The sequence below is a fragment of the Xanthomonas sp. NCPPB 901 genome, from assembly GCF_056725085.1.
On the sequence record NZ_CM161511.1, the window covers coordinates 1,527,033 to 1,552,286 of the forward strand.

The 25,254-nt window shown below is 65.7% G+C and carries 20 protein-coding genes and 1 pseudogene; 18 read left to right on the plus strand and 3 right to left on the minus strand.

Annotation, left to right across the window (positions count from 1 at the left end; all coding sequences use genetic code 11):
• Positions 1 to 428: 428 nt before the first annotated feature.
• The 7 genes and pseudogenes from AC1PME_RS06240 to AC1PME_RS06270 form a co-directional block, all read left to right on the plus strand.
• Positions 429 to 2,819 (plus strand): annotated as a pseudogene (locus AC1PME_RS06240) (response regulator); the annotation flags it as partial.
• Entirely contained in the window at positions 2,806 to 4,131 is a 1,326-nt protein-coding gene (locus tag AC1PME_RS06245) for a chemotaxis protein CheB (RefSeq protein WP_481097629.1), read from the plus strand. The pseudogene AC1PME_RS06240 and the gene AC1PME_RS06245, both read left to right, overlap by 14 nt.
• 72 nt (positions 4,132 to 4,203) lie before the next feature.
• Positions 4,204 to 4,680: a chemotaxis protein CheW gene (locus AC1PME_RS06250; protein WP_184645612.1), complete on the plus strand. Its 477-nt coding sequence runs from the start codon at positions 4,204 to 4,206 to the stop codon at positions 4,678 to 4,680.
• A gap of 519 nt (positions 4,681 to 5,199) precedes the next feature.
• Positions 5,200 to 9,516 carry an RHS repeat-associated core domain-containing protein gene (locus AC1PME_RS06255; RefSeq protein ID WP_481097630.1) on the plus strand — a complete coding sequence of 1,439 codons (4,317 nt, stop codon included), beginning with the start codon at positions 5,200 to 5,202 and terminating at the stop codon, positions 9,514 to 9,516.
• A complete protein-coding gene (locus tag AC1PME_RS06260; RefSeq protein WP_481097631.1) occupies positions 9,516 to 9,839 on the plus strand; it encodes a hypothetical protein in 324 nt (107 codons plus the stop codon). The genes AC1PME_RS06255 and AC1PME_RS06260 overlap by 1 nt, the downstream gene beginning before the upstream one ends.
• A 286-nt stretch (positions 9,840 to 10,125) precedes the next feature.
• Positions 10,126 to 11,190, plus strand: coding sequence for a glycosylasparaginase (locus tag AC1PME_RS06265; protein ID WP_481097632.1), 1,065 nt, complete (start codon positions 10,126 to 10,128; stop codon positions 11,188 to 11,190).
• A gap of 14 nt (positions 11,191 to 11,204) precedes the next feature.
• Positions 11,205 to 11,924, plus strand: a complete 720-nt coding sequence (locus AC1PME_RS06270) for a copper homeostasis protein CutC (RefSeq protein ID WP_481098079.1) — start codon at positions 11,205 to 11,207, stop codon at positions 11,922 to 11,924.
• A gap of 264 nt (positions 11,925 to 12,188) precedes the next feature.
• Here AC1PME_RS06270 and AC1PME_RS06275 read toward each other — a convergent pair whose 3' ends face one another.
• Positions 12,189 to 13,277, minus strand: a complete 1,089-nt coding sequence (locus AC1PME_RS06275) for a sialidase family protein (RefSeq protein ID WP_481097633.1) — start codon at positions 13,275 to 13,277, stop codon at positions 12,189 to 12,191.
• Between the two features lie 114 nt (positions 13,278 to 13,391).
• Here AC1PME_RS06275 and AC1PME_RS06280 point away from each other — a divergent pair, with 114 nt between their 5' ends.
• The 5 genes from AC1PME_RS06280 to AC1PME_RS06300 all read left to right on the plus strand — a co-directional run bounded on the left by AC1PME_RS06280 (position 13,392) and on the right by AC1PME_RS06300 (position 19,775).
• The gene (locus AC1PME_RS06280) at positions 13,392 to 14,768 is read left to right on the plus strand and encodes an alpha-L-fucosidase (protein WP_481097634.1); all 1,377 of its coding nucleotides are present in this window, start codon (positions 13,392 to 13,394) and stop codon (positions 14,766 to 14,768) included.
• A gap of 1,309 nt (positions 14,769 to 16,077) precedes the next feature.
• Entirely contained in the window at positions 16,078 to 18,282 is a 2,205-nt protein-coding gene (locus AC1PME_RS06285; protein WP_481097635.1) for a hypothetical protein, read from the plus strand.
• On the plus strand, positions 18,279 to 18,572 hold the full coding sequence (locus tag AC1PME_RS06290; RefSeq protein ID WP_481097636.1) for a hypothetical protein: 294 nt from the start codon (positions 18,279 to 18,281) through the stop codon (positions 18,570 to 18,572). The genes AC1PME_RS06285 and AC1PME_RS06290 overlap by 4 nt, the downstream gene beginning before the upstream one ends.
• 253 nt (positions 18,573 to 18,825) lie before the next feature.
• On the plus strand, positions 18,826 to 19,380 hold the full coding sequence (locus AC1PME_RS06295; protein WP_254460795.1) for an RNA polymerase sigma factor: 555 nt from the start codon (positions 18,826 to 18,828) through the stop codon (positions 19,378 to 19,380).
• Positions 19,381 to 19,541: 161 nt separating this feature from the next.
• The gene (locus AC1PME_RS06300; RefSeq protein ID WP_254460796.1) at positions 19,542 to 19,775 is read left to right on the plus strand and encodes a RebB family R body protein; all 234 of its coding nucleotides are present in this window, start codon (positions 19,542 to 19,544) and stop codon (positions 19,773 to 19,775) included.
• Positions 19,776 to 19,815: 40 nt separating this feature from the next.
• Here AC1PME_RS06300 and AC1PME_RS06305 read toward each other — a convergent pair whose 3' ends face one another.
• Positions 19,816 to 20,136, minus strand: coding sequence for a hypothetical protein (locus tag AC1PME_RS06305; protein WP_481097637.1), 321 nt, complete (start codon positions 20,134 to 20,136; stop codon positions 19,816 to 19,818).
• Here AC1PME_RS06305 and AC1PME_RS06310 point away from each other — a divergent pair.
• The 5 genes from AC1PME_RS06310 (at position 20,120) to AC1PME_RS06330 (ending at position 23,468) form a co-directional block, all read left to right on the plus strand.
• A complete protein-coding gene (locus AC1PME_RS06310; RefSeq protein WP_481097638.1) occupies positions 20,120 to 20,593 on the plus strand; it encodes a hypothetical protein in 474 nt (157 codons plus the stop codon). The genes AC1PME_RS06305 and AC1PME_RS06310 overlap by 17 nt on opposite strands.
• A gap of 43 nt (positions 20,594 to 20,636) precedes the next feature.
• A complete protein-coding gene (locus AC1PME_RS06315; protein ID WP_481097639.1) occupies positions 20,637 to 21,200 on the plus strand; it encodes a hypothetical protein in 564 nt (187 codons plus the stop codon).
• 486 nt (positions 21,201 to 21,686) lie between these two features.
• The gene (locus tag AC1PME_RS06320; RefSeq protein ID WP_043091830.1) at positions 21,687 to 22,013 is read left to right on the plus strand and encodes a RebB family R body protein; all 327 of its coding nucleotides are present in this window, start codon (positions 21,687 to 21,689) and stop codon (positions 22,011 to 22,013) included.
• A 69-nt stretch (positions 22,014 to 22,082) separates the two neighbouring features.
• Positions 22,083 to 22,424 carry a RebB family R body protein gene (locus tag AC1PME_RS06325; protein ID WP_254460800.1) on the plus strand — a complete coding sequence of 114 codons (342 nt, stop codon included), beginning with the start codon at positions 22,083 to 22,085 and terminating at the stop codon, positions 22,422 to 22,424.
• Between the two features lie 114 nt (positions 22,425 to 22,538).
• Entirely contained in the window at positions 22,539 to 23,468 is a 930-nt protein-coding gene (locus AC1PME_RS06330; RefSeq protein ID WP_481097640.1) for a Crp/Fnr family transcriptional regulator, read from the plus strand.
• Between the two features lie 214 nt (positions 23,469 to 23,682).
• Here AC1PME_RS06330 and AC1PME_RS06335 read toward each other — a convergent pair whose 3' ends face one another.
• A complete protein-coding gene (locus AC1PME_RS06335) occupies positions 23,683 to 24,069 on the minus strand; it encodes a winged helix-turn-helix transcriptional regulator (protein ID WP_481097641.1) in 387 nt (128 codons plus the stop codon).
• A 150-nt stretch (positions 24,070 to 24,219) separates the two neighbouring features.
• Here AC1PME_RS06335 and AC1PME_RS06340 point away from each other — a divergent pair, with 150 nt between their 5' ends.
• Positions 24,220 to 25,227, plus strand: a complete 1,008-nt coding sequence (locus tag AC1PME_RS06340) for a zinc-dependent alcohol dehydrogenase family protein (RefSeq protein ID WP_481097642.1) — start codon at positions 24,220 to 24,222, stop codon at positions 25,225 to 25,227.
• Positions 25,228 to 25,254 lie beyond the last annotated feature (27 nt).

The following is a 25,254-nucleotide window of genomic DNA, read 5'->3' on the forward strand; positions in this document are numbered from 1 at the left end:
CGGGCGGCTGGCACCACGATGGCGCCGCTTCGGCCAACGACGATACCGAGGCCGCCGCCGCGCAGGGCGCCGCCGCTGCCGGCGCCGCCGATGCGATGGGCGAGCACGCCGAGGCCGAAGCGAATGCGGACCACGTCGAGCCGCTCGACGTGGCCGACGCTGCCTCCACGCAGGATGCCGGCGCCGAAGCGGACGATGCCGCGCACGCGCTGCCGTCCGACGTGGCAGAGGCGACGGACCCGCAGCACGCGGCGTTCGAGGAGGCACACGCCGCGCCCCGGGGCGATGCCGATCAGGACGACACGACCGCGGCGGCAGACGCCGATGCGGTGATCTCTGCCGACGGTGCCGCCGATGACGCGCATCACCACGCGCCGGAGGCAGCCGAACCCGCGCACTCCGATTCCGACGCCGACGTCGCGCGTCCCGACCTGTCGGCTGCCGATCTCGGCCCGCTGGACTTCGCCGATCTCGATCGCGAACTGGTCGATATCTTCGTCGACGAAGGCAAGGACCTGCTCGACCATTGCGATCGTCTGATCGCCGAGCTGCGCGCCGCGCCGCAGGACCGCGAGGTGCTCGGCGGCCTGCAGCGCGACCTGCACACGCTCAAGGGCGGCGCGCGCATGGCCGGCATCAACGCCATCGGCGATCTCGGCCATGGCATCGAGTCCTTGCTGGAGGCGGTGGCCGCCCATCGCACCGAGCTCGACCGCCAGGACGTGCAGTTGCTCGAGCGCGGCTTCGATCGCCTGCACCAGCTGTTGACCCTGACCGGCAACCACCGCGCGCTGGCGATGCCGCAGGACCTGATCGGCGCGTTCGACGCGCGCACGCGTGGGCAGGCGTTCGCCGCCGTCGGCGATGCCGAGACCGGGACCGCGGCCGCCGCGCCCGAGGCCGAGGACACCCAGGCTGCTGCAGCGCTGGCGGCCGTGGCGGCACCGCTGTCGGCACCGCTGCCGGTGGACGGCGCGCTGGACGAAGAGTCGACGATCGCGCGGCCGATGCAGGAGCAGGTGCGCGTGCGCGCCGACCTGCTCGACCGCCTGGTCAACCACGCCGGCGAAGTGGCGATCTACCGCTCGCGGCTGGAGCAGCAGTTGGGCGCGTTCCGCGGCGCGATGGCCGAACTGGACCGCACCAATGCGCGTCTGCGCGACCAGCTGCGGCGCTTGGATCTGGAAACCGAGGCGCAGATCGTCGCCCGCTACCAGCGCGAACAGGATCAGGCCGAGCAGAGCTTCGATCCGCTGGAGCTGGACCGCTTCTCCACGCTGCAGCAGCTCAGCCGCGCGCTCAACGAGTCCGCGGCCGACCTGGGCGGCCTGCAGGGCGTGCTCGACGACCTGGCGCGCCAGTACGACGGCCTGTTGCAGCAGCAGTCGCGCGTCAGCTCTGAGCTGCAGGACGGGCTGATGCGCGCGCGCATGGTGCCGTTCGACGGCCTGGTGCCGCGACTGCGGCGCGTGGTGCGCCAGGCGGCCAGCGAAACCGGCAAGCAGGTGCACCTGAGCCTGGAAGGCACCCATGGCGAACTCGACCGCAACGTGCTCGACCGCATGGTCGCGCCGCTGGAACACATGCTGCGCAACTCGGTCGCGCACGGATTGGAAGCGCCGGAGCAGCGCCGCGCCGCAGGCAAGGCGGAGGAGGGCAACATCGCCATCCGCCTGCGCCGCGAGGGGTCGGAAATCGTGCTGGAAGTGGCCGACGACGGCGCCGGGCTCGACCGCGAGGCGATCCGCCGCCGCGCCGAGCAACGCGGGCTGATCGCCGCCGACGCGGCGCTGTCCGACGACGAACTGGATGCGCTGATCTTCGCGCCTGGGTTCAGCACCTACGACCAGGTCAGCCAGCTGGCCGGCCGCGGCGTGGGCATGGACGTGGTGCGCAACGAAGTGCGCCAGCTCGGCGGCTCGGTGGACATCCACTCGGTGCGCGGCCAGGGCGTCACCTTCACCCTGCGCCTGCCGCAGACCCTGGCGGTGACCCAGGCGGTGTTCGTGCAGATCGGCGACACCACCTTCGCGGTGCCGGTGGCGTCGGTCAGCGGCATCGGCCGCATCGGCCGCGAACGCTTCGAGGCCGGCACCGGCGGCTACCGCTACAGCGGCGAGGAGTACGCGCTGTACGACCTCGGCTCGCTGGTCGGGCAGGCGCCGGCGCGGGCCGAAGGCCAGATGCAGGTGCCGCTGCTGCTGGTGCGCGCAGGCGACCTGCGTGCGGCGGTGGCGATCGACCAGGTGCTCGGCAACCGCGAAATCGTGGTCAAGCCGGTCGGCCTGCAGATCGCCTCGGTGCCCGGCATCTACGGCGCCACCATCACCGGCGACGGCCGCGTGGTGGTGATCCTCGACATCGCCCCGCTGGTGCGCCGCTACCTGGCGCAGCCGCTGCGGCCGGTGGTGGAGGCGGTGCCGGCCGAACAGCGCCGCGTGCCGCTGGTGATGGTGGTCGACGACTCGCTGACCATGCGCAAGGTCACCGGCCGCGTGCTGGAACGGCACAACTTCGACGTGGTGTCGGCGCGCGACGGCGTCGAGGCGCTGGAGCGCCTGGAAGAGCGCGTGCCCGACCTGATGCTGCTGGACATCGAGATGCCGCGCATGGACGGCTACGAACTGGCGACCGCGATGCGCGCCGATCCGCGCTATGCCGCCGTGCCGATCGTGATGATCACCTCGCGCAGCGGCGAAAAGCACCGCCAGCGCGCCTTCGAACTGGGCGTGCAGCGCTACCTCGGCAAGCCTTACCAAGAGTTGGATCTGATGCGCAACGTCTACGACCTGCTGGGGATCGCCCGTGTTCGCGAATGACGGCGATGCCGCTTCCACGCCGGTCGCCTTGCTGGCCCGTCCCGGCAAGGCGCGCGAGCGCCTGCGCGAAGCGCTGCACCTGGTCGGGGCGGCGATCGTGCTGGAGGACGACCCCGGCGCGATCGACGCGCAGACCCTGGCCGATGCCGCGCCCAGCGCGGTGCTGATCGCGCTGGAGCCGGCGATCGAGGACGCGCTGGAGCGCCTGGATGCGGCGCTGGCGCTGCCCGGCGTCACCATGATCTTCGACGAGGCCGAACTGGCCGCGCGCCGCGAAGGCTGGGAAGCGCAGCGCTGGGCCCGGCATCTGGCGGCCAAGCTGCAAGGCCACCAGGACGTGCTGCCGCCCGGCCGCGAAACCGAGACCGGCCTGCAGCCGGAGCCGGGCCTGCCGGCGACGCCGGCGCAGTTGCACGACGACGCGCCGATCGGCCTGCACGTCGACGAGGCCACCAGCTTCGCCGAGGCCGCCCCGCAAGACGGCATGTACACCTGGCAGCCGCCCGCCAACGTCGCGCCCGGTTTCGAGGAACTGCAGTTCGCGCGCGCCGAAGCCGCGGCCAGCGAAGCACCCGCGATGCCCGCTGCACCGCATGCCGATGCCGATGCCGCACCGGCTGCGCTGCCGGCCAGCGCCTGGTCGCTGGTCGACGACGACGCCCCCTTGCTTGCCGCTGCGCCGCGTGCGCCGCAACAGGCCCCGCAGTTCTCCACCGAAGGCCTGTCGCTGGTCGCACTGGAGTCGGAAGAGCCCGCATCCACAAGCAGTACCGGCGCCCGCGCCGACGTCGCGCGCGGTGCGGTGCTGGTGATGGCCGGCATCGGCGGCCCCGACGCGATCCGCCGCCTGCTGGCCGCGCTGCCGGAAAGCTTCCCGCTGCCGCTGCTGGTGCAGTTGCGCCTGGACGGCGGCCGCTACGGCAACCTGGTCAAGCAGATCGCCCGCGTGTCCGCGCTGCCGGTGTTGCTGGCCGAGGCCGGCGAGCCGGTCACCCCCGGCAACGTCTACATCCTGCCCGACGACGTCGGCGTGCAGGGCACGGCTGGCCTGCGCTTCGTCGCCCAGGACGCCGGCGCCTCCGTGGTCGCCGGCCTGCCGGCCGCGCACAGCGCGGTGCTGCTGCTCAGTGGCAGCGACCCGCAGCAGGTGGAAGCCGTGCTGGCGCTCGCCGCGCAGGGCGCCTGGGTGGCCGGGCAATCCGGCGACGGCTGCTACGACCCCGCCGCCGGCGCGCAACTGATCCTGCAGGGCCATCCCGGCGGCGATCCGGCGCAGCTGGCCCAGGCCTTGACCGCGCGTTGGAGCGGCTAAGCGCGATAATCCACGCCATTTCCCGTTGAGCTTTATCGCGCGTTTTTTCCGGTTTCAGGACGAAGTCAATCCATGAGCAGCTACGCCAGCAACGACGAAATCCGCGGTGTCCTCATCCTGGCCGGCAGCGAGCGCGTGCTGCTGCCCAACGCCACCATCGCCGAAGTGATGTCGCGCGTGCCGGTCGAACCGCTGCCCGACGCCCCGCACTGGCTGCTCGGCCAGATCGCCTGGTACGGCTGGAAAGTCCCCCTGGTCTCTTTTGCCCGCCTGACCGGGCTGGGCGCCGAGATCGTCGCCGCCAACAACAAGATCGTCGTGCTCAAGGCTCTGGGCGGCAACCCCGACCTGCCGTACGTCGCCCTGCTGACCCAATCCTTCCCGCAGCTGATCTCCGTCCCCCGCGACGGCCTACTCGCCGACGCCTCCGAAGAAACCCTCCCGCCCGGCGTGCACATGCGCGTGCTGCTGGGCGAGCAGAGCGCGTTGCTGCCGGATCTGGAGGCGATCGAGGGGATGGTGGTGGAGCGGTTTGCGGTGGCGGGATGACTCTGTGTTCTTAATAAAATACCAGGCGGAAAATTGGATTTAATCCAAGACTGCGAAGCCTGGAGCTCCGTGGGGAAAGTTTTCTGCTTTAATCTTATCGGTGCATGCTGCTCTCATTGGATGAAAGGAATCGTGACTATGAGGTCTAATATTTTCAATGTGGCTTTGTTTTTTGGGGTGTTGGGCCTATGGTTTATTCCTTCAGTTGATCTGCATGCGCAAGCATCGCAATACTGTTACGGGGGATCATGTTTTGCCAGCCTTCCTGAGGCCGAGTCTTACATGCGCAGTCATGCAGACCATGGGGCCTATCTGGAACGTTCGGGTTCGAGCATAAAAAATCCTGGTAGTGATTCTCCTTCTATTGTTATCTCTTATACGGTTAACGATCGTCCTCCCATCCGTTTTTACGCGCCAGGGTATAGCAATGGGTCCAGTAGGCCGGGCGGTACTCCGTCCTGTTCAAAGGCGGACGATCCTTATTTTGGATATGGAGGTCGGTGCGCGAACGAAGAGGAAATGAATGAAATTTTCATTGCCAATATGCGTCAGTCCTATCCGGACTGCTCATTTAGTAACGAAAGTTACGAGGGAGTCTACGGTGAGCCTTTTGTTTCTAGTGGTGCAGAGGGTGGGCATGGTCAGATATCATTCAACACTCCGCAAGGAAGATGGTTTCATTACGATACGCAATGTCCAAGCTGGCCAACTAGTGATCCGCGCAAGAATCAATTGCTGAAATTTCAGAATTTTGATTGTGAGGCTGGATTTTGGCCGGTGTGGGGATATAATCCAAAATATAATAATACTGGGAATCCCGACTATATCGCAATTTGGCCAAATTTATGCACCGCAGGCCAAGTTTATGCTTATATCGAGGTGAGGTCGCCTCTGGGTATCACGCAGACATCATCGTGCGCTGCAAATTTGCATCCGTGCTTTCCGGCGACAGGTGACAAGTTGCGTGTGGAAGAAGATTTCGAGTTTGCGGGTCGTCCATTTGCGCGTTATTACCATTCTCTGCAACAGATTCAGATCTCTGACGCTATGGCCCAGGGCTGGGGTCATTCCTATTTGGAAAAAGTTGGTTACGACGGATTGCCTTATCTGATGTCGGCAGAGGGCTACTTCGAAAAATTCGTGCTGTTGTCCGATAATACCTATCGCGGTTCTCGTAATGAGGCCGACCTATTGATCCGTCAGGGTAATGCCTGGTTGCTCAAGCGGGCTGGTGGAGAGCAACGGACCTACAATGCAGATGGCCTGTTGACGAGCATCTTTTTCCCGGCGGCGCCCAGCCGGAGCGTGACTTTGTCCTACCAGAAGGGGCGCTTGCTTCAAGTGGTGGATGGTTTGGGGCGCACTTTGTCGTTCTATTACGAAAACGGCTTGCTTTCCGTCATTGCATTGAGCGACGGGAGCATGGTGCACTATGAATACGATGCAGAGCGTAACCTGGCTGCTGTCGTGCGACAGGATGGCAGTCGCCGTGAGTACGTTTACAACGAGTCCGGCGCTTCACCGGCGTCGATACGCCATTTGTTGACAGGAATAGTGGAGGATGGCGTACGTTATGCCTCCTTCACTTATGTCGATGACGGCAAGGTGGCTTCGAGCGGCTTGCATATCGATGCTGGCATGGTGGAGAAGACGACGTTGAACTACGTCGACAACAGTACTGTGTTGGTTACTCAGCCTAATGGAACTAACTATCAGTACACGATCGGCGCGGGAGCGTTTAGGCAAGTCACTGGTATTGCAGGGCCAAATTTATCCATTTCGCGGACTTTTACTGATGATGGACGTTTGGCGGCATCCGTCAATGGAAATGGCGTGCGTAACATTTGGTCCTATGACGAATCCTTGAGCAATGGCGGTTCGTCTATCACGGAAGTGGAGGCAGAGGGCAGTGCGCAGCAGCGCACGCTCACGCGCATACGTGATGCCGATAATCAGCTTGTTAAATTGCAGTCTTCCACGTCGCAGGGCATCAGCTCAATCGCCAGCTATGTCTACTCAGCAAATGGTGTCTTGACCGCTCAGTGCACTATTGATCCAAGTAGCGCGAGCGCACTTGCTTACAACTGTGGTTCCGCATCTGCACCGCAAACCGGTGTTCGTCAGCAGTTGCTTACATACTGCTCGGCGGACGACGTCGCTGGGAACACTGCTTGCCCAATGACAGGGCTGCTGAAGCAAAAGAGCGGTCCGCGTACAGACGTCAACGACGCTACCGCTTTTTTCTACTACCCCAGCGACGACAGCACCTGCGCCACGTCCCCGACCACCTGCCCACACCGCAAGGGCGACCTGTGGAAGGTCACCAACGCGTTGGGTCAGATCACCGAGTACCTGGCCTACGACGGCGCCGGCCGCGTGCTGTCGGCGAAGGACGCCAATGGCGTGGTCACTGACTTCACTTACCATCCGCGCGGCTGGCTGACCGCCAGCAAGGTGCGTGGGGCCGACGACAGCAGCGAGAGCGACGATCGCATCACCGTGATCGACTATTGGCCGACCGGGCTGGTCAAGCAGGTGACGCAACCCGATGGCGCGTTCACCCGCTTCACCTACGATGCCGCACACCGGTTGACCGATATCGCCGACAACGCCGGCAACACCATCCACTACACCCTGGACAATGCCGGTAATCGTTCCAAGGAAGACACCAAGGACGCATCGGGCGCGCTCAAGCGCACGCTTTCGCGCGTGTACAACCAGCTCGGCCAACTGGCGACGCAGGCCACCGCGCAGGGCGATCCGACCGACTTCGGCTACGACGGCAACGGCAACGCCAAGACCGTTACCGATGCGCTCGGTCATGTCACCCAGAACGACTACGACCCGCTCAACCGCTTGGCGCGGACGCTGCAGGATGTGGGCGGCATCGCCGCCGAGACCACCTTCGGCTACGACGCCCTGGACAACCTGACCAAGGTCACCGACCCCAAGGGCCTGGACACCATCTATGCCTACAACGGCCTGGGCGACCTGACCAAGCTCACCAGCCCGGACACCGGCAGCACCACGTACACCTACGACAGTGCCGGCAACCGCGCCACCCAGACCGACGCGCGCAACATCAAGACCAGCTACGGCTACGACGCGCTGAACCGGCTGACCCAGGTCACCTATCCGACCACCAGCCTCAACGTCAGCTACACCTACGATGTCAGCCAGACCACCTGCGCCAGCGGCGAGACCTATGGTGTTGGCCGCCTGACCCGGATGAAGGACGGCAGCGGCAGCACTGACTACTGCTACGACCGCTTCGGCGATCTGGTCCGCAAGGTGCAGACGACCAACGGCAAGGTGTTCGTGGTCCGCTATGCCTACACCAGGGCCGGACAACTGAGCCGGCTGACCTATCCGGACGGGGCGGTGGTGGACTACGTGCGCAACGCCCAGGGCCAGACCACCGAGGTCGGGGTGACCCCAGCCGGTGGTACCCGCCATGTGCTGCTGAACCAGGCGACCTACTACCCATTCGGCCCGGTGGCCGGCTGGACCTACGGCAATGGCCGTCCCATGCAGCGCGTGCTGGATCAGGACTACCGCCCGCTGGCGGTCAACGACACCCGCAGCGATGGATTGGCGGTGGGTTTCGCCTTCGACCCGGTCGGCAATCTCAACGCGCTGACCGCGCCGGGCAACACCGCGCCGGTGGTCAAACTGGACTACGACCCGTTGGGCCGGCTGACCGCGTTCAAGGATGGCCCGACCGATACGGTGATCGACGGCTACACCTACGACGCCACGGGCAACCGCCTCAGCGCCAAGGTTAATACCGCCACGCAAACCTACAGCTATCCGACCACCAGTCACCGCCTCATCAGTGTGGCTGGCACAGCACGCAGCTATGACGCGGCGGGCAACACCACCGCGATCGGTGGCACGGCCGTGCAGTACGTATACGGCGCCAATGGCCGACTGACGCAGGTCAAGCGCAGCGGCACCACCGTGGCGAACTACGCCTACAACGGCCGCGGCGAACAGGTACGGCGGGTGGGCAAGACCAACGTCTACACGCTGTACGACGAGAGTGGCCACTGGCTGGGCGACTACGACAACAACGGCGCGGTCGTGCAGCAGGCGATCTGGCTGGACGATCTGCCGGTCGGCGTGCTGGCCAAGACCACGCTGCGCTACGTGCAGCCGGACCACCTGGGCACGCCACGCGCCGTGATCGACCCGGTCCGCGACGTGGCGATCTGGCGCTGGGACATGAAGGGCGAGGCCTTCGGCAACACCGCTCCGGACCAGGATCCGGACAAGGACGGCACTGCCTTCGTGTTTGACATGCGTTTTCCTGGGCAGCGCTATGACGCGCTGAGCGGGCTCAACCAGAACTACTTCCGTGACTATGAGCCCGGTACAGGGCGATATGTGCAGAGTGATCCGATTGGGTTAGAAGGAGGCATTAGCACTTACTCATATGTAGAGGCTGCGCCACTTCGCTATAGCGATAGCTTGGGCTTGGTAAAGCACACGTCTGGTCGCTGGATAGAGTGTGGAAAGGGTTGCAGGATACGAATTGACTTCACATATGACGAACTGACTGGTCGGAAAGTAAGGCATTTGCATTGGGAGTGCAAAGGTAAAGAGGGAGAGTGTGGTGAGTTTGGTGGGGAATCTCATGGCGGAACATGGGATGATGCTCCAAGCTCAATTAAGGAATGCGCTTTGCGGAATGGCTTCGCTGGACGTTCTTTCGAAGAGCAGGACCAGTCTTACAGAGTTAAAATTCCGGAACTTAGCGCTGGTACAAAGGCTGTTATCTATATTGGTGGTGCAATTATAGTTATTTTTTCCGCCTTAACAGGAGCCGGGAGTTAATGGGTATTAATCCTTTGGAGGTTGACCTGCATGATGCCATAATGGAGAAAATTCTTTTTGGATTTTCCGATGGCTCTTTGGAGATTTGCTTGCGCTATTATGGCGATGCTTTTGATAAAGAAAGAGTCGCAGCAAAGATATTATTCAAAGATGTTGAGTTTTCATCTTGTGTTCTTGACTACCTGAGCTTGATAAATAATTCAAGGTCGGGGAACATTAATTACTGGTCTCCATCTCTAGCTGGCGAAACTACATACATATATTTTGTGGATGGGTTTTTGCATGTTAAGGCTAAGAATATAAAGTTCATTGTTGAATCTTGAGTTTTGGTGAATTAATTCTAATTTGAGTGCGTTTAGGTGTGAGGTTGATAATAAAATTGCTGCCGCGAAGTGCGTCTGTCGCGAGTAAATGTGACTCAAGTTGATTCTTGAAAAGCTTCATGAGCTTACGACTAATTAATAGCGACGTGGGCTTTTGTGTGGGTTGGCACATTGTCGGAGATGCTTCCTTCCACCAGTGACGGGGCGCATGTCTGCCCTCCGTGCCGCATGATGTAAGGCCATGCGCATGCCATCCCGCGCGTTCTCCCAACTCAGGAGCCTTCCCATGCCGCAACGCCGTCACTTCCTGAAAACCGCCGCCTTCAGCGCCCTGGCCGCCGGGTTGGGCGGTGTGCTTCCGGGCGCACGCGCCGCCGTGGTCAAGGCGCAAGCCAAGGCCGGCGTCGGCCCCTTGCCAAACGGCGCAGCACGGGTGGTCTCCACCTGGGACTTCGGCGTCGCCGCCAACCAGGCGGCCTGGCAGGTGCTGTCGCGCGGTGGCGCGGCGCTGGATGCGGTGGAGGCCGGGGTGCGGGTGCCGGAGGCGGATCCGGACAATCACACGGTGGGGCTGGGCGGGTATCCGGACCGGGATGGGCGGGTCACGCTGGATGCCTGCATCATGGATCACACCGGTGGCTGCGGGTCGGTCGCGGCACTGGAGGACATCGTGCATGCGATCTCGGTGGCGCGGCGGGTGATGGAGAAGACGCCGCATGTGATGCTGGTTGGCGATGGTGCGCTGCAGTTCGCGCTGGCGCAGGGCTTCGAGCGCACCAAGCTGCTCACGCCGGAGTCGGAACAAGCATGGAAGGAGTGGTTGAAGACGTCGCACTACGCGCCGGAAGCCAATATCGAGAACCGTGCCTATCGCCGCGGCACGCTGCCAGGCGGCAAGGACAACCACGACACCATCGGCATGCTGGCGCTGGATGCGCACGGCAATCTGTCCGGCGCCTGCACCACCAGCGGCATGGCCTGGAAGATGCACGGGCGGGTCGGCGATAGCCCGATCATCGGCGCGGGGTTGTACGTGGACAACGAGGTGGGCGGGGCGACCTCCACCGGCGTCGGCGAGGAGGTGATCCGCAACGTCGGCAGTTTCGCGGTGGTGGAGATGATGCGGCAGGGCAAGAGCCCGGCCGAGGCCTGCCGCGAGGTGGTGATGCGCATCGTGCGGCGCAAGCCGGAACTCACCCGCGACCTGCAGGTCGGGTTCCTGGCGATGAACAAGCGTGGCGAGGTCGGCGCGTTCGCGATCCAGCCCGGTTTCAGTTACGCGGTCTGCGATGCGCAGCGGCAGGATTTGCTGCTGCCCGGGCAGAGCCATTTTCCGGCGCCGGCGGCATGAGCGGAACGGTGGCGATGGGGCTGGAAGTGGCCGCCGATGCGATCGGCTCGGCGCTGGCCGCGCAGGAGGGCGGGGCGATGCGGGTGGAACTGTGCGGCGGCCTGGATGGCGGCGGGTTGACGCCGTCGTTCGGCACGCTGGCGGTGGTGCGCGATCGGCTGCACATTCCGCTGTACGTGCTGATCCGTCCGCGGGTGGGCGATTTCGTGTTCGACGCCGCGGAAGTGGAGGCGATGCGCCGCGACGTGGAGCAGTGCGTGCGGCTTGGTTGCGACGGCGTGGTGCTGGGCGCGCTGACCGCGGCCGGCGAGGTCGACATGGCGACGATGCGCGAGCTGATCGCTGCGGCCGGTTCGCTTGGCGTCACCTTCCATCGCGCCTTCGATGTCAGTGCCGATCCGCGGCGTGCGTTGGAGGATGTGATCGCGCTGGGCTGCGAGCGTGTGCTGACCTCCGGTGCGCGCGAGACCGCGGAAGAGGGCGCCGAACGGATCGCCGAGCTGGTGCAGCAGGCCGGCACGCGCCTGAGCGTGATGCCCGGCTCTGGCGTCACCGAGGCCAACCTGGCGCAGTTGCGTGCGCGCACCGGGGCGCGGGAGTTCCATGGCTCGGCGCGCGGGCCGTTGGCGTCGCGGGCGCTGGTGCCGCATCCGCATGTGCGTAGCCTGGGCGGCGACCGCATGCAGACCGATGTGGCGCGCGTGCGGCGGATGGTGGCGTTGTTGGGGGAGTAGGGTGTCGCCGATGCGTAGTGGGGATCGGATCGCAGTGGTGCGTCGGATGGTGACGAGATTCGTTCGTCGTGGGTGAAGCCGCTCCCACAGGAGACTGCGGTGGTGGCTGTCGGGCCGCGTGTTTCAGCGGTTGCGTCGTTGGGCGCTGATGGGGTCGTTTCGGTCGCGGCTGAAGCCGCTCCTACGAGGGGTGGCGGGTTGGATGGAGGCTGCACCGCGCAGACCACCGCTGATGGGTGACGCGCGGCGCGCCACGCATTGCGGTCAGCGTGGCTCGCCCGCTGCGAGCGTGCCGGTCAACCGCTTCGGATCCAGCACCACATGCTTGATGCGGGTGCGCTTCCAGGTGTAGCTGATGTGCACCTTGCCGTCGCGGGTCTGGATCACCGCCGGGTAGGAGAACTCGTCCTTGGGGCTGTCTTCCAGGGTCAGCACGCGGGTCCAGTGCAGGCCGTCGTCGGACAGGGCGACGGCGAGCACGCCGCGGCCGTCCCACCAGTCCTTGCCGGCCTCGGTCGGGTTGTAGACCAGCAGCGAGCGGCCGTCGGCCAAGACCACCGCGTCGGTGCCGGAATTGGGATTGGCCAGGTCGAGCAGGGTCATCGGTTCCCAGGTGCGGCCTTGGTCGCGCGACCAGGTGCTGAACACGTGGTTCTGCTGGCTGCGGCCCACCGCCTGCAGGCGGCCGTCCTTGTGCAGCAGCACGCTGGGCTGGATCGCGCCGATCCTGGCCGGGTCGTTCATCGCCGGGCCGCGGGTCCAGTGCGCGCCGTTGTCGTCGGACCATTCCATGTGCGCGACCCAGCCGGCGTCCTCGCTGCTGCTGGGGCTGAGGATGCGGCCGCTGGGCAGCTGTACCGGCTTGTTCTTGATCGGGCCGAGGATGCCGGCGGGCAGGCGCTCGGGCGTGGACCAGTGATGGCCGCCGTCGCTGGAGGTGGTCTGCATGCCCCACCAGCGCTTGGGATCCGGGCCGACCTTGTAGAACAGCCGCAGCGGCCCCTGCGCGGGCTGGAACAGCACCGGGTTCCAGGTCGGCAGCGCCGCGCCCTGCGCCTGCGCGCCGTCGGCCACGCGCTGTGCCGGTTGCCAGCCCTGCGCGTCGCGGCGCGCCACCCAGATCGCGACATCGTCGGCGCCTTCATGGCGGCCGCCGAACCAGGCCGCGAGCAGGCCGTCGCGGGTTTCCACCAGGGTGGAGGCGTGGCACTGCGCGGTTGGCGCCTGCGCGTTGACGAATTCGCTGTAGACGATGGGCGAGAGCGGCGCCTGTGGCGGGGCGACGGCGGCCGGTCCGGCGAGGGCGCGCACCGCGAACAGCGACAACAGGGGAAACAACGAAGGCGACATCATGTGGTCCGGTCCTGTCCCGCAAAAGGGGATACCTATTTATCATCAATTAAATACCATATGCTGACACCACCGGCAGCGCCGCCTGCCAACCGACGACGATTGCGAGGATCCGCCATGCCGAACCGCCCGCTCTCTCCGCTCCGCTGGCTGGCCGCGCTCGGCCTGACCGCCCTGACCGCGCCACCGCTGCTCGCCCAGAACTTCGCCGAGGTCAAACCCTCGCCGCAGCAGGTGGCCTGGCAGGACCTGGAATTCGGGGTGATCGTGCATTTCGGCACCAACACCTTCCTGGATCGCGAGTGGGGCGACGGCACCGCCAGCCCGAAGGTGTTCGCACCGGACCAGGTGGACCCGGCGCAGTGGGCGCGTGCCTCCAAGGCGGCCGGCGCCAAGTACCTGATCCTGGTCGCCAAGCACCATGACGGCTTCGCGCTGTGGCCCACCGAGGACAGCGCCTATTCGGTGAAGAACAGCCCGTGGCTCGGCGGCAAGGGCGACCTGGTGAAGATGACCGGTGAGGCCGTGCGCAAGGAGGGCATGGGCTTCGGCATCTATCTGTCGCCGTGGGACCGCCATGAACCCAAGTACGCCGACCCCAAGGCCTACGACAAGTTCTACGCCGCACAGCTGGTGGACCTGGCCTCGCACTACGGCCCGCTCACCGAGTGGTGGCTGGACGGCGCCGGCAGCGCCGGCCACGTGTACAACTTCGACAAGTACATGGAAGAGCTGCGCACCTACCAGCCCAACGCCATGGTCTTCGCCGACACCGCGCTGTTCGAGTACGGCGACGTGCGCTGGGTCGGCAACGAGGCCGGGGTGATCGAAGGCGAAAACTGGAACACCATCGATCGCCACGGCTACCTGCGCTGGCGCCCGGTCGAGGTGGACACGCCGCTGCACAAGCTGCAGTGGTTCTGGCACCCGAACAGCGACCAGACGCTGAAGAGCGTCGACGAGCTGGTGCAGATCTGGGAAGACAGCGTCGGCCGTGGTGGCCAGCTGGTGCTGGGCATCGCCCCGGACAAGCGCGGCCTGCTGCCCGAGGCCGACGTCAAGCGGCTGGAGGAAATGGGCCAGGCGCTGCAGGCGCGCTACGGCACCGACCGCAACCTGGTGCGCGGCCGGCTCAAGAGCGACGACGGCATCGCCGCGGCGGTGGACGGCGACCGCGACACCTTCTGGAGCGCGCCGGACGGTTCGCACCATGCCACGCTGGAGCTGCAGTTCAAGCAGCCGGTGACCTTTGACACCGCGCTGTCGATGGAATGGCTCAACGACGGCCAGTTGGTGCAGAAGTACGCGGTGGAAGTGTTCCGCGACGGCGCCTGGGTCAAGGTGGCGCAGGCGCAGGCGATCGGCCACATGAAGATCGACCACTTCCCCGCGGTCACCGCTTCGCGCGTGCGCTTGAACATCCTGTCCAGCGTCGATGCCGCGCATATCCGCGAGTTCCAGTTGTTCAACGTGGGTGCCAGCGCGACGCGCTGAAGCCTGCCGCGGCGTACGACCGAAGCCGTACCCGGCGCGACGCCGGGTGCGGCTTTTTCGTTGGAGCTGTGCGCTGCGTCTGCGGCGAGGGCGGCGGTGTGAAGGCGCGGTGCTTCCAACATCGCTGCGAAGAAGAGCGCACGCGCCGCAAGACGCACTCCCCTTTCCCCCCGGGAGAGGGGGGGGTGAGGGACGGCGCGAGCGCAGTCGCTCAGCGCAGTCGCTCAGCGCAGTAGCTGCGTCCGCGGCGACCCAGCCGTGGCGTTGCGCCACGGCCGCTTGGTGCGGGCGAGGTGCACGCTACGCGTGCACGGCATGCGATGGCGCAGGAGCAGCAGACGGAGGGCGCCTTTAACTGCGCCGCAGAGGGGCACTTCGTTACCTTTGCAGAACTGGCTTCAGCCGCGATGGGGTTCTACAGCTACATCTCGCAACGGTTGAAGCCACTCCTATGCGCGACGGAGTTAGATGCGCCGCGCGCTCAGGCCTGCATTACGTGTGCGTTGTTCGTGGTCGCGACAACCGCGCTTAGCCCGAGTTGCGCAGGGGGGGGCGCAGGTCCCACACAGTAATGCTGCGCGGAGGCCTGTGCGATACATGGAATCACGTGGCGCACAGCAAATCCGCAAGCAGACGGCCGATGCGCGTCTGCCCGATCATCGCCTGCGATGCGCAGTGTCGTCCGATGGTAGGCATTGCTTGCCATCGCTGGCGCACATGCCGTTGCGGAAGCCTTTGAGGCGCGCTCGGCCGATATGAGGACAAACCGGTCAGACCGCATGCGCAGGCGCGCGCGGCGATCGCCGCATTCACGGCGCCGCCGCCGCCGCGTTTAGAGGGAGGTCGCCCTCCATCCGTGGCGCTGCCAAGTCGCCGACGCGGCGTGGCCATGGTGCCGGGGTGGTCCCGTCCTCGTGGAGTAACGCCATGCCCGACAGCGCAGGTGTATCCGGGTTCCGCTCGGTGTCGTTCGAACGGCGAAGGCGGCTACGACGATGGACGCGGCTGCGCCATGGCCTGTGCGTGACACTGGCGTGCATCGCGGTGGCCTTGGCGCCATCGTGGGATGCGCGTAGCGCGCCGTCGGCCCCGCAGCCACTGCCCCGCGTAGTGCCCGTGGCTGGGCCGAGCGATGGCCGGTGCACGACCGGTCCACCTTCCGTGCTCGATCTTCGCCAGTGCGCGGTGCGTGCCGTTGCCTGCCTCCGGGGAGCAGCGTCGGCGCACGCAAGGCCCCAGCAAACCGGGCTGCGGCCCAGTTCCCGGGCGGCGGACCCCGCTGCCGTTCTCTTCCCTTCAAGGATCCGACATGGCCTATTTCAAGCTTGCCGAGCAGGCACAGCTGAATCGCTACGTCTGCGACTTCCATAGTCACTTCACCGGCATCCTGCCGACCCAGCGCAAGGAACTGGACGACACGCGGTCGTCGCTGGCGCAGTTGCTGGCGCAGCGCTTCTACGCCAACGATCGGCATGCAACGGCCAAGGGCGAACTGTTGCTGTTCCGCTACGCACTGACATTGATGACCGAGCGCACAAGCAATCCCTTCGCCCGGTTGCTGGGCAAGCGCAACCGCACCGAGTACGAACGGGCCGAATGCGTGGCGGAGAACATCTACATCGCCTGTCAGGTGATCGCGGCCGAGTACGGCTACGTGCGCAGCGAGTTGGCGCTGCCGCCGCAATCGCCCATGCTCTACACGCTGGTCGACACCGAGATCGTCACCCCGGCTCTGGCCTCGGCGGATGGCCCCCACCCCAGCCTTCGCACGCTGGTGCGCTACTTCAACAACAAGTTCTACAGCGCCAGCAAGTACACCCCGTTCGACGATGCCTACAAGCTGCGCGGCCATTTCGTGAAGCAGCTGTGCCAGGGGGATCCGGCCGACTACAAAAACTGGAGCGAGTCGCAGAAGGCCGACTACCGCCTGTGGGTATGGGCGATCTTCAACTACCTGCGCGAGGACGGCGTGCTGCTGATCCAGGCTGCCGCCACCGAGGACGAGATCCCGCAACTGGCGGGGCTGGCGCAGGACTACAACGTCCAGTACGGCACCGATTATCGGCTTCTGGTGCATTCGCCGCATCACTACATGCCTGATGGTGCCTTGAAAAAATACCTGGACGACAAGGTCGCGCCGCTGCTGACCGGCCAGGGGAAAGGAGATTCGATCATCGTCGGGCTGGACCTGCTCGGCGCGGAGAACAAGGTCGGCAACTACGCCGAACTGTTCACCTGGCTGCAGCAGAACGCCAACGTGCTGAGCGCAAATTTCGGCAGCGGCGCAGGCAAGCGCGCGCTGCGTGCGATGGTGCACATCCACTGCGGCGAAGGCAGTGGTTTCGGCGCGGAGAACCGGTCGGTGACCGGCTACTATCTGCATCAGGTCGGCGACCCGGATGCCCGGTTCTACGCAGCACTGTCCGCGCATGTGCTCGATGCCTGGAACGCCGCCAATGGCAAGCGCGGCGCCACGCCGCGCGGCACGCGCGGGACCGCGGTTCCGCAGGGGCTGTTCGAGGAGTTGTTCGCCAACACCGCCTTCAGTCACGACGGGCATGTACTGCGCCGCTTCGACATCAATGCGCCGCTGTCGCGCGAACTGGCCGGCTACAACGCCAAGCGCAACGTGATGGCGCTGAGCGAGGCGCTGGATCAGCGGTCGCTCGATGTCAATCGCGACGTCTACCACGCGTTGGTGGAGAAAAATCCGCTGTACGCATTCCGCCTGGGACACGACTACTACTACCGCAACTACATGGCCGCGCGTTATCCGTGGCTGGCCTTCGACACCAACCTCGGCAGCAATGCGATCACCGGTGCCTCCGCATTGTTCGATTCCGTGCAGGGCTACCGGCTCAACCGCGGCTATCGGCAACTGGACGGCTACATCGACACCGACGTGCTCGAGGCCGTCGGCAATGCGGTGCTGAGCATGGAAACGCAGGGCCTGGATCGGGCGCAGATCGCCAAGTTCGTCGCTCTCAGCCAACAGAGCGGCGATCTGGCGATCACACTGCGCGACAACCAAGCCTATCTGCAGAGACAGCTGCAGGCGGCGCTGCAGCCGATCTACGACCCGGCACAGGCCGAGTTCCTGTTCGGCACCTATTGCAAGCTGGTCCTGTATTGCGCCGGCGACGCCCCGGCCGCGGCGCTGCGTTACCAGGCCATGGTGCGCGCGTTGCTGGTCGTGCAGAACTGGCGCTCCTATCTGCTGGGCGCCGACGGTCAGGGCGTGGAGCATACCGGCGTGCAGCGCGAATACCTGCGCATGCTGGTGCTGCTGATCTACAAGCTGCTGCCGAACAACCAGAACGAACTGCAGGTGGATCTGCTGCAGACCCTGGCCACGCTGCTGCGCAGGCTGGCCTTGAGCTACTGGCGCGCCACGGTAGGGCCGACCAGCGCGCTGGAAGTCACCGGCAGCCTGCTCCGGCTGGAATCGCTGGACGGCTTCAAGGGCCCGGCCTCGGTGGTCGTGGTGCGGCGTGCGCCGCCGGCCTCGTCATGATCGGCGCCTGGGCCACGACGGCGCTGGACGAGGTCGCCATCTATCTATGGCAGACGGAACTGGCGTGCGTGGAGGCGGCCATCGCCACGCCGACACCCGCGCCAGCGTCGGGCGAGGCGACACCTCCCCCCGGCTCGCCGCCGCAGGCACCGCAGCCACCGACTCCAACCTCGGCGCAGAGACAGGAGCCAGTGCTGCCAGCGGCGGATGCAAAGCCGGACATCCAGCAGTTGCTGCATGCGCTCCGCGATCAGAAGGTACTGGAGGCCTTGGTCAAGCTGCTGCGCTGAGCTGATCGCGAAAGCACGATCCGGGCCCGCTGTCTGTGCAGTGTGCCCGTTTTTTTGCGCGAATGGCCCACAGAATCACGGAGAAGCTGCCTTCGCCGTATGCATGCGTAGACAAAGCGTGCACACACGCCACCTCCCGTGCGGCTGCGCGGGCATCGCCCCCGCGGTTGTCACCCAGGGAACAGCTATTGCTGCCGGCCCCCACAGAGACTCGTCGCACAAGGGGATTTCGGAGCATGCGATGGAGAGGGCAATGGAAAAGTCAGGCGTGGACGCCTTGCGATTCGCCGAGGCCGACGAGATGTTCACCCGCGCCTGGCGCGCCATGCTGCCGGATCTGCGGCGGCGCGCGTTGCGGTTGGCCAACGGGCGTGCGGATGCGGCGGAGGACCTACTGTCGGACACCGCGGTCAAGGCGTTGCTGTTCATGCGCCGCTCGCCGGATGCGATGACCGACCCGCAGGGGTTCTTGTTCGTGGTGTTGCGCCACGTGTTCCTGGACCTGGCGCGGCGGCGCCGCGGCGGTGGCGAACCGCTGGATCGCTCTTCCGAGGCTAAGGAAGTGGACGCCGTGGCCGATCAAGGAATGACCGCCCTGCAACGCGCCGAACTGGAGGAGCAGATGGAGCGCGTGGTGACGGCGGTGGCGGCGCTGAGTCGGGAGCAGCGCCGCCTGTTCGCCTACCGCTTCGTCGAGGAGTTGCCCTATCCGGCCATCGCCAACCTACTGCGTATCAACCAGCCGCTGGCGCGCAAGCGCGTGGAGCTGCTGCGCAAGCGGCTGCGCCTGGCGCTAGTGGCCGAATGAGCGTGTTGGCCGCAGCGGCTTCACAAGCCGCCCACGGCGGCGTTTTCCCTCCACGCCGGGCCGCGTAGGCCGCGGCATCGCGGGCGCCGCGGCGGGGCGCGGCACAGGCCATCCCCGTCGCGGCGCCTCCCCGGCAGGCGACTCACCAAGGAATCAGGCTCATGGCAGACAACACGTTCGTCAATTCGCAGATCACCGATGCGGTCACCCAGACCAACGTCAAGGTGGTGGCTGAGGCGCCCGCCCAGGCGATCGCCTCGCTGTATCAGGTCTCCAGCCACTCCACCGGGCTGGCGTTGCAGAACGCGGTGCACAGCCAGCAGGCGCTGAACCAGGTCTCCAATGCGGTGGTGTCCAAGGCGGTGGCGCTGATCATGGCGATCGGCGAGAAGTGATGCAGCGCCGGGACGGCTGAGACCGGTACCGATCCATCCATCAGGAGAGTGGCATGTGGCCTTTCGCAAGCAAGAAGACTTCCGCCTCCCCGCCGGCCGCCGCGGCGGCGCCGGCCGGTACGGCAACAGTGCCGTCATCCACCATGGGGGCGGCACAGACTCCGGATGCGCCCGCGCCCGCGCCCGCGCCGGAGGCGGCCAGCGGCACTGCAGCCGCGGTGCCCCCCGCGGTCGCGCCCGCCGCCGACGCCGCGCCTGCGGCAGCGGCAGGTGGCGATGGCGCATCGCCGCCCGCGGCGCCGCCAGCCGCTCCGGTCTCGCCGTCGCCTCCACCGCCGCCGTCCATGCTGAAGACGCTCAACACCCACATGCTGGCGCAGGCCTCCGCGGAACGGCCGGCCAGCGACGCGCTCAACAGCAAGATCGTGCAGGCCGTGCAGCTCAGCAATGCCGAGACCATGGCCTACGCGCCGTCGCAGATCGTGGTTGGCTCGAACATGCTGATCAGCCAGGCATCGGGCCTGATCGCGCAATCGGCGGCGGTGTACTTCGACGGCGTCAGCAAGATGGCGCTGGCCAGCCAGGGCGTGCTGCTCAAGCAGATGACCGCGAACCTGGCCGAGAACAAGATGGAGCAAGCCGCCGAGGATGCGCTGGGTGTGCTGGCCACCGACGTGCTGGTCGGTGCCGCAGCGGCAGTCGCGGCGGCCGCCGGCGCGCTGGAGGCCGAATCCGCCGGCTTCGCCATCGACAAGATCGACCAGAGCATCGCCAAGTACGCGGACCTGATGCGCGGCCGCAAGTCCGCGTCCACGTAGGCCGTTTGCACCACCGATTCCACCACACTCACAGGGGAACACCATGCAAGACAACCAAGCATCCGATTCCGCCACGCTGCAACAGTTCGCCCAGAGGTGGCTGGGCCGCGCGCTGTCGCCCATCGAGGAAGAGCAACTGCGGCGCTTCGCGTCAGAAACGTCTGCACCGCCAGCGGTGCCTGCCGCCGAAGTCGATGGGGCCTCGCCGTCGCTGATCGACACCGAGCGCCAGCGGGTGCAGGGCCTGATCCAGCAAATGATGCAGAAGATGCAGAACACCCGCGGCGAGCTGAACGGCGCCACCGCGGCCAGCGAAGCGGCGGTGCTCAAGGCGGTGCAGTCGGCCAATTCGTTGGACCAGTTGCGACCGGGCCAATTGCGTCCGCCGCAGAACGGCGAAGGCGGCATGAACCACATGGTGATGTCGCAGATCGCCGACCGCCTGGCCAACCTCGTGCAGGCCGAAGTGCGTGCGTGCTTCGATCGCGAATTCGCCAACCTGGCCCAGCAGATGCAGGCCGTGATCGATGCGGCGCGCGCGCAGGGACTCATCGCGGACGCGCAGGCCGCGGCGCCGCAAGCGCCATCGCCGTCCTCCGGGGCCTGAGCGATTCCGCTGCATGGTGGCGCCTTCGCGTGTGCATGCGGAGGCGCTACGTCGTGCAAGCGTATTTAGTGCATGTGTACGAGCGTGGCGCAGGACTGCGGTCGTGGCGCTCGAGCGTGTGCACGGCGCGTTTCGCACGCGCATGGCGTGCCTTGCGGCTTGCGCCATGCCCATGCCCATGCAGCGAAGGTGGCGGTGTGCCATCAGCGATCCAGCCTGGTGCCGAGTCGCAAGCGGTCGCTCGTTCGACTGCCCTGCTGGCGGATCGCGTTGCATGACAGCAGGGGGTGCCACGTGCCACGCGCCGCAGCGGCTGCAACACGCATCGGCTGACGTCGCGGGGCATCGTGGTCGATGTTGCTTCGTCGCGGGCGCATCGCGGCGATGCTGGCGAGACAAACGCCGCGTAGGGTTTCACAGTTTTTGCACTGTCCCGTTTCCATAGATCGTACGGCGTGGGCCGTACCCCAACCCAGGAGCGAACACATGGCATTTCCCACCGCGGTCAACGACCAGATCACCGATGCGGTCACCCAGTCCAACGTCAAGGTCATCGGCGAAGCGCCGGCCTTCGCGATGGCGTCGATCTACCAGAGCATGGCGCACTCGACCGGCATCCTGTTCGAGAACGCCGTCTCCGCGCAGCAGCAGCAGAACACCCTGGCGCAGGCGGCGGCCAACCAGGGCGTCATGCAGATCTACAGCCTGGACACCACCGCCGCCGCCGGCGCCACCGAGAAGGTCGCGCAGACCGGTGTCTCCGACAACCTCACCAGCCTGCTGACCGTGCTCAACGCGTTCAAGCAGTCGTAAGCAACGCGCGCTAACGCCGCCGCGAGGCGGCGCTAGCCATGCAATTTCCTTCCTAACGAGGACCGTTCCATGGCCTATCCCACCGCAGTCAACAACCAGATCACCGACGCCGTCACCCAGTCCAACGTCAAGGTCATCGGCGAAGCACCAGCCTTCGCGATGGGCTCGATCTACCAGAGCCTGGCGCACTCCAGCGGTATCCTGTACGAGAACGCGGTCGCCGCGCAGCAGCAGCAGAACACGCTGGCGCAGGCGGCGAACAACATGGGCGTCATGCAGGTGTACTCCCTGGACACCACCGCGGCCGCCGGCGCATCGGAGAAGATCGCCCAGACCGGCGTATCGGACAACCTGACCAGCCTGCTGACCGTGTTGCAGGCGTTTCAGGGCGGCAAGCCGGCCGGCCTCTGAGTCCGCACGTCGGTCCGGAACGGCGAACCCGTCAGGTCTCGCCGTTCCTCGCTGCAGCTGTCGACGCCGTCGACTGTTTCCCCCCGCAGGCCGCTTGCCCAGCGCGCCTCGCCTATGCCGTTACCCACCCGTGCCTGGCGCGTTCGACGCCTGGCGTCGTACGTCCTGCGTCCGAGAAGAGGAAGTATGGAGGTTCCAGCCAACGTCCATCTGGAGACGATCGAGCGCAGCGTGCCTGGCCACGACGACGGCGACGCATGCACGGACATCGCCGGCCAAGAGCATCGCCGCCTGCTGGAACGCGCGCCGTTGTTCCAGGGTTTGCCGGACTTGGTACTGGACGACCTGCTCGCCCATGTCAGCGAATGCGCGCTGGATGCGGGCAGCGTCCTGTTCTTCAAGCACGATCCCAGTAGCTTCGTCGGTGTGGTCGTGCGCGGCCGTGTGTACAAGGTGCTGTACGGCCCGGATGGGCAGGAACTGATCGTCGGCGCGGTCGAGCCCGGCGGGCTGGTGGACGAGGCCGCGCTGCTGGAACCGCACGGACGCAGCTTCACCGCCATTGCCTTTGGCGCCAGCGTGGTGCTGAAGCTGCCGCGGCGCCACTTCAACGTCCTGCTGGATCCGCCGCTGCTGCAGCTACGCATCCACGCATTGCTGCGTCTGCGCCTGCGGCAGACTCTGGACAGCCTGGAAAGCATCTGCCTGCACCGACTGGAAGTGCGCCTGGCGCGCTACGTGTTGCGCCAACTCGAGCTGCAGGCCACGCCCCATGGGAGCGACTGCACCATCGCCCTGCCGCCGAACCAGAGCATCCTGGCCGCGATGCTCAACATCAGCCGCTCCAAACTCAATGCGCAGTTGCAGCGCTGGGTGCGCAGCGGCCTGGTCAGTCGCCGTCGCCAGCTGCTGCGCATCCACGACCTCGGCGCGCTGTATGCCAAGGCCAACCTGCAGGGGCTGGTCGCTATGCCGGCGAGCGAGGATGGGGAGAGGCCTGTGCGTGCTGTCAGCCTGCCGTGGGCGGATCGGCGCGCCGAGTGAGGTGAGCTATCAAGCGCGGATCGATTGTCCATCGCACTCGATCCCAAGGTATCGAACACCCTGTCCATGCCACGCGATGTGGTGGCTGGCGCGCTCGTGTCAGAAGCTAAGCACCCTGGTCAGCAGTGCGCCTTGATAGCGGCGGCGGTGGGCCTCGACATGCAAGAGGCAGCGACGCGGATGCGCGCCTGCGTCTTGGAGGCGCCGCACGATGTCACCTCGCCATTGCCTCCCCATGCACGCATTCCGGGGTCGCGGCCGACGCGCGCGCCATCTCGCTGCTGCGATACGACTCGCCCCATTCGCGCAGGCTGATCAGCACCGGCGCCAGGGATTCGCCGAGCGGCGTCAGCGCATATTCGACCTTGGGTGGCACCTGTGGATAGACGTGCCGCACGATGACCCCGTCCTCCTCGAGTTCGCGCAATTGCAAGGTCAGCATGCGTTGCGTGGCATTGGGAATCAGGCGCGTCAGTTCCATGAAGCGCTTCTTGCCGGAGAGCAGGTGGAACAGGATCACCGGCTTCCACACCCCGCCGATCACCGAAAGCGTGACCTCGACCGCGCAGCCGCTCTTGCCATCCAGACGTTTCAGACGCATGGTGTTTGTACCTACAGAATTGATAGTACCTGCGAAAATTGTACGTTCTTGCGATGCAGGAAGTGCATCCCGACAATGCCTGCAACGCGGTCTCGCTGCAACTGATGCGGCGCCGCCCCTCGCCACTGTTCCGCTAAGGATGTCGTCCTCATGAAAGCCATCACCCTGCGCCAGCCCGCTGGCCTCGAGAATCTCCGCCTCGTCGATCTGCCCGATCCCGGCCAGCCGGGCCCCGGCGAGATCCGCGTGCGCGTGCATGCGAGCTCGCTCAACTTCCACGACCTGGGCGTGGTGACCGGCCGCATGCCCAGCGCCGACGGCCGCATCCCGATGTCCGACGGCGCCGGCGTGGTAGAGGCGGTGGGCGAGGGCGTGGACGAGTTCGCCGTGGGCGATGCGGTCGTCTCGACGTTCTTCCCGACCTGGCTGGATGGCGGACCGACTCTCGCCGATTTCGCGACCGTGCCCGGCGACGGCGTCGACGGCTATGCACGCGAGTCCGTGGTGCGCCCCGCGCAGTGGTTCACGCACGCGCCGCACGGCTACAGCCACGCCGAAGCGGCGACGCTGACCACGGCGGGACTCACCGCATGGCGCGCGCTGGTGGTGGACGCACATCTCAAGGCCGGCGATACCGTGCTTGTGCTCGGCACCGGCGGCGTGTCGATCTTTGCGCTGCAGTTCGCCAAGCAGATGGGCGCCACCGTGATCGCGACGTCGTCCTCCGACGAGAAACTGGCGCGCGCGCAGGCGCTCGGCGCCGATTTCACCATCAACTACCGCCGCGACACCGACTGGGCGGCCAAGGTGCTCGACTACACGAACGGCCGTGGCGTCGACAACGTGATCGAAGTAGGTGGGCCCGACACGCTGGGTCAATCCATCCAGGCCTGCCGCATCGGTGGCCATATCGCCCTGATCGGCGTGCTGACCGGCATCGCCGGCCAGGTGCCGACGGTGGCGCTGATGCAACGCCACCAGACCCTGCAGGGATTGATCGTCGGCAGCCGCAGCCAACAGCGCGACATGGTCCGCGCGATCAATGCAACCGGCATCAAGCCGGTGATCGACCAGACGTTCGCGCTGGAAGACATCGCCGATGCGTTTGCGCATCAGGCGGCGGGGAAGCATTTTGGGAAGTTGTGCTTGTCCATCTGAATCGCGCGGACGAAAGAAGACAGGGCC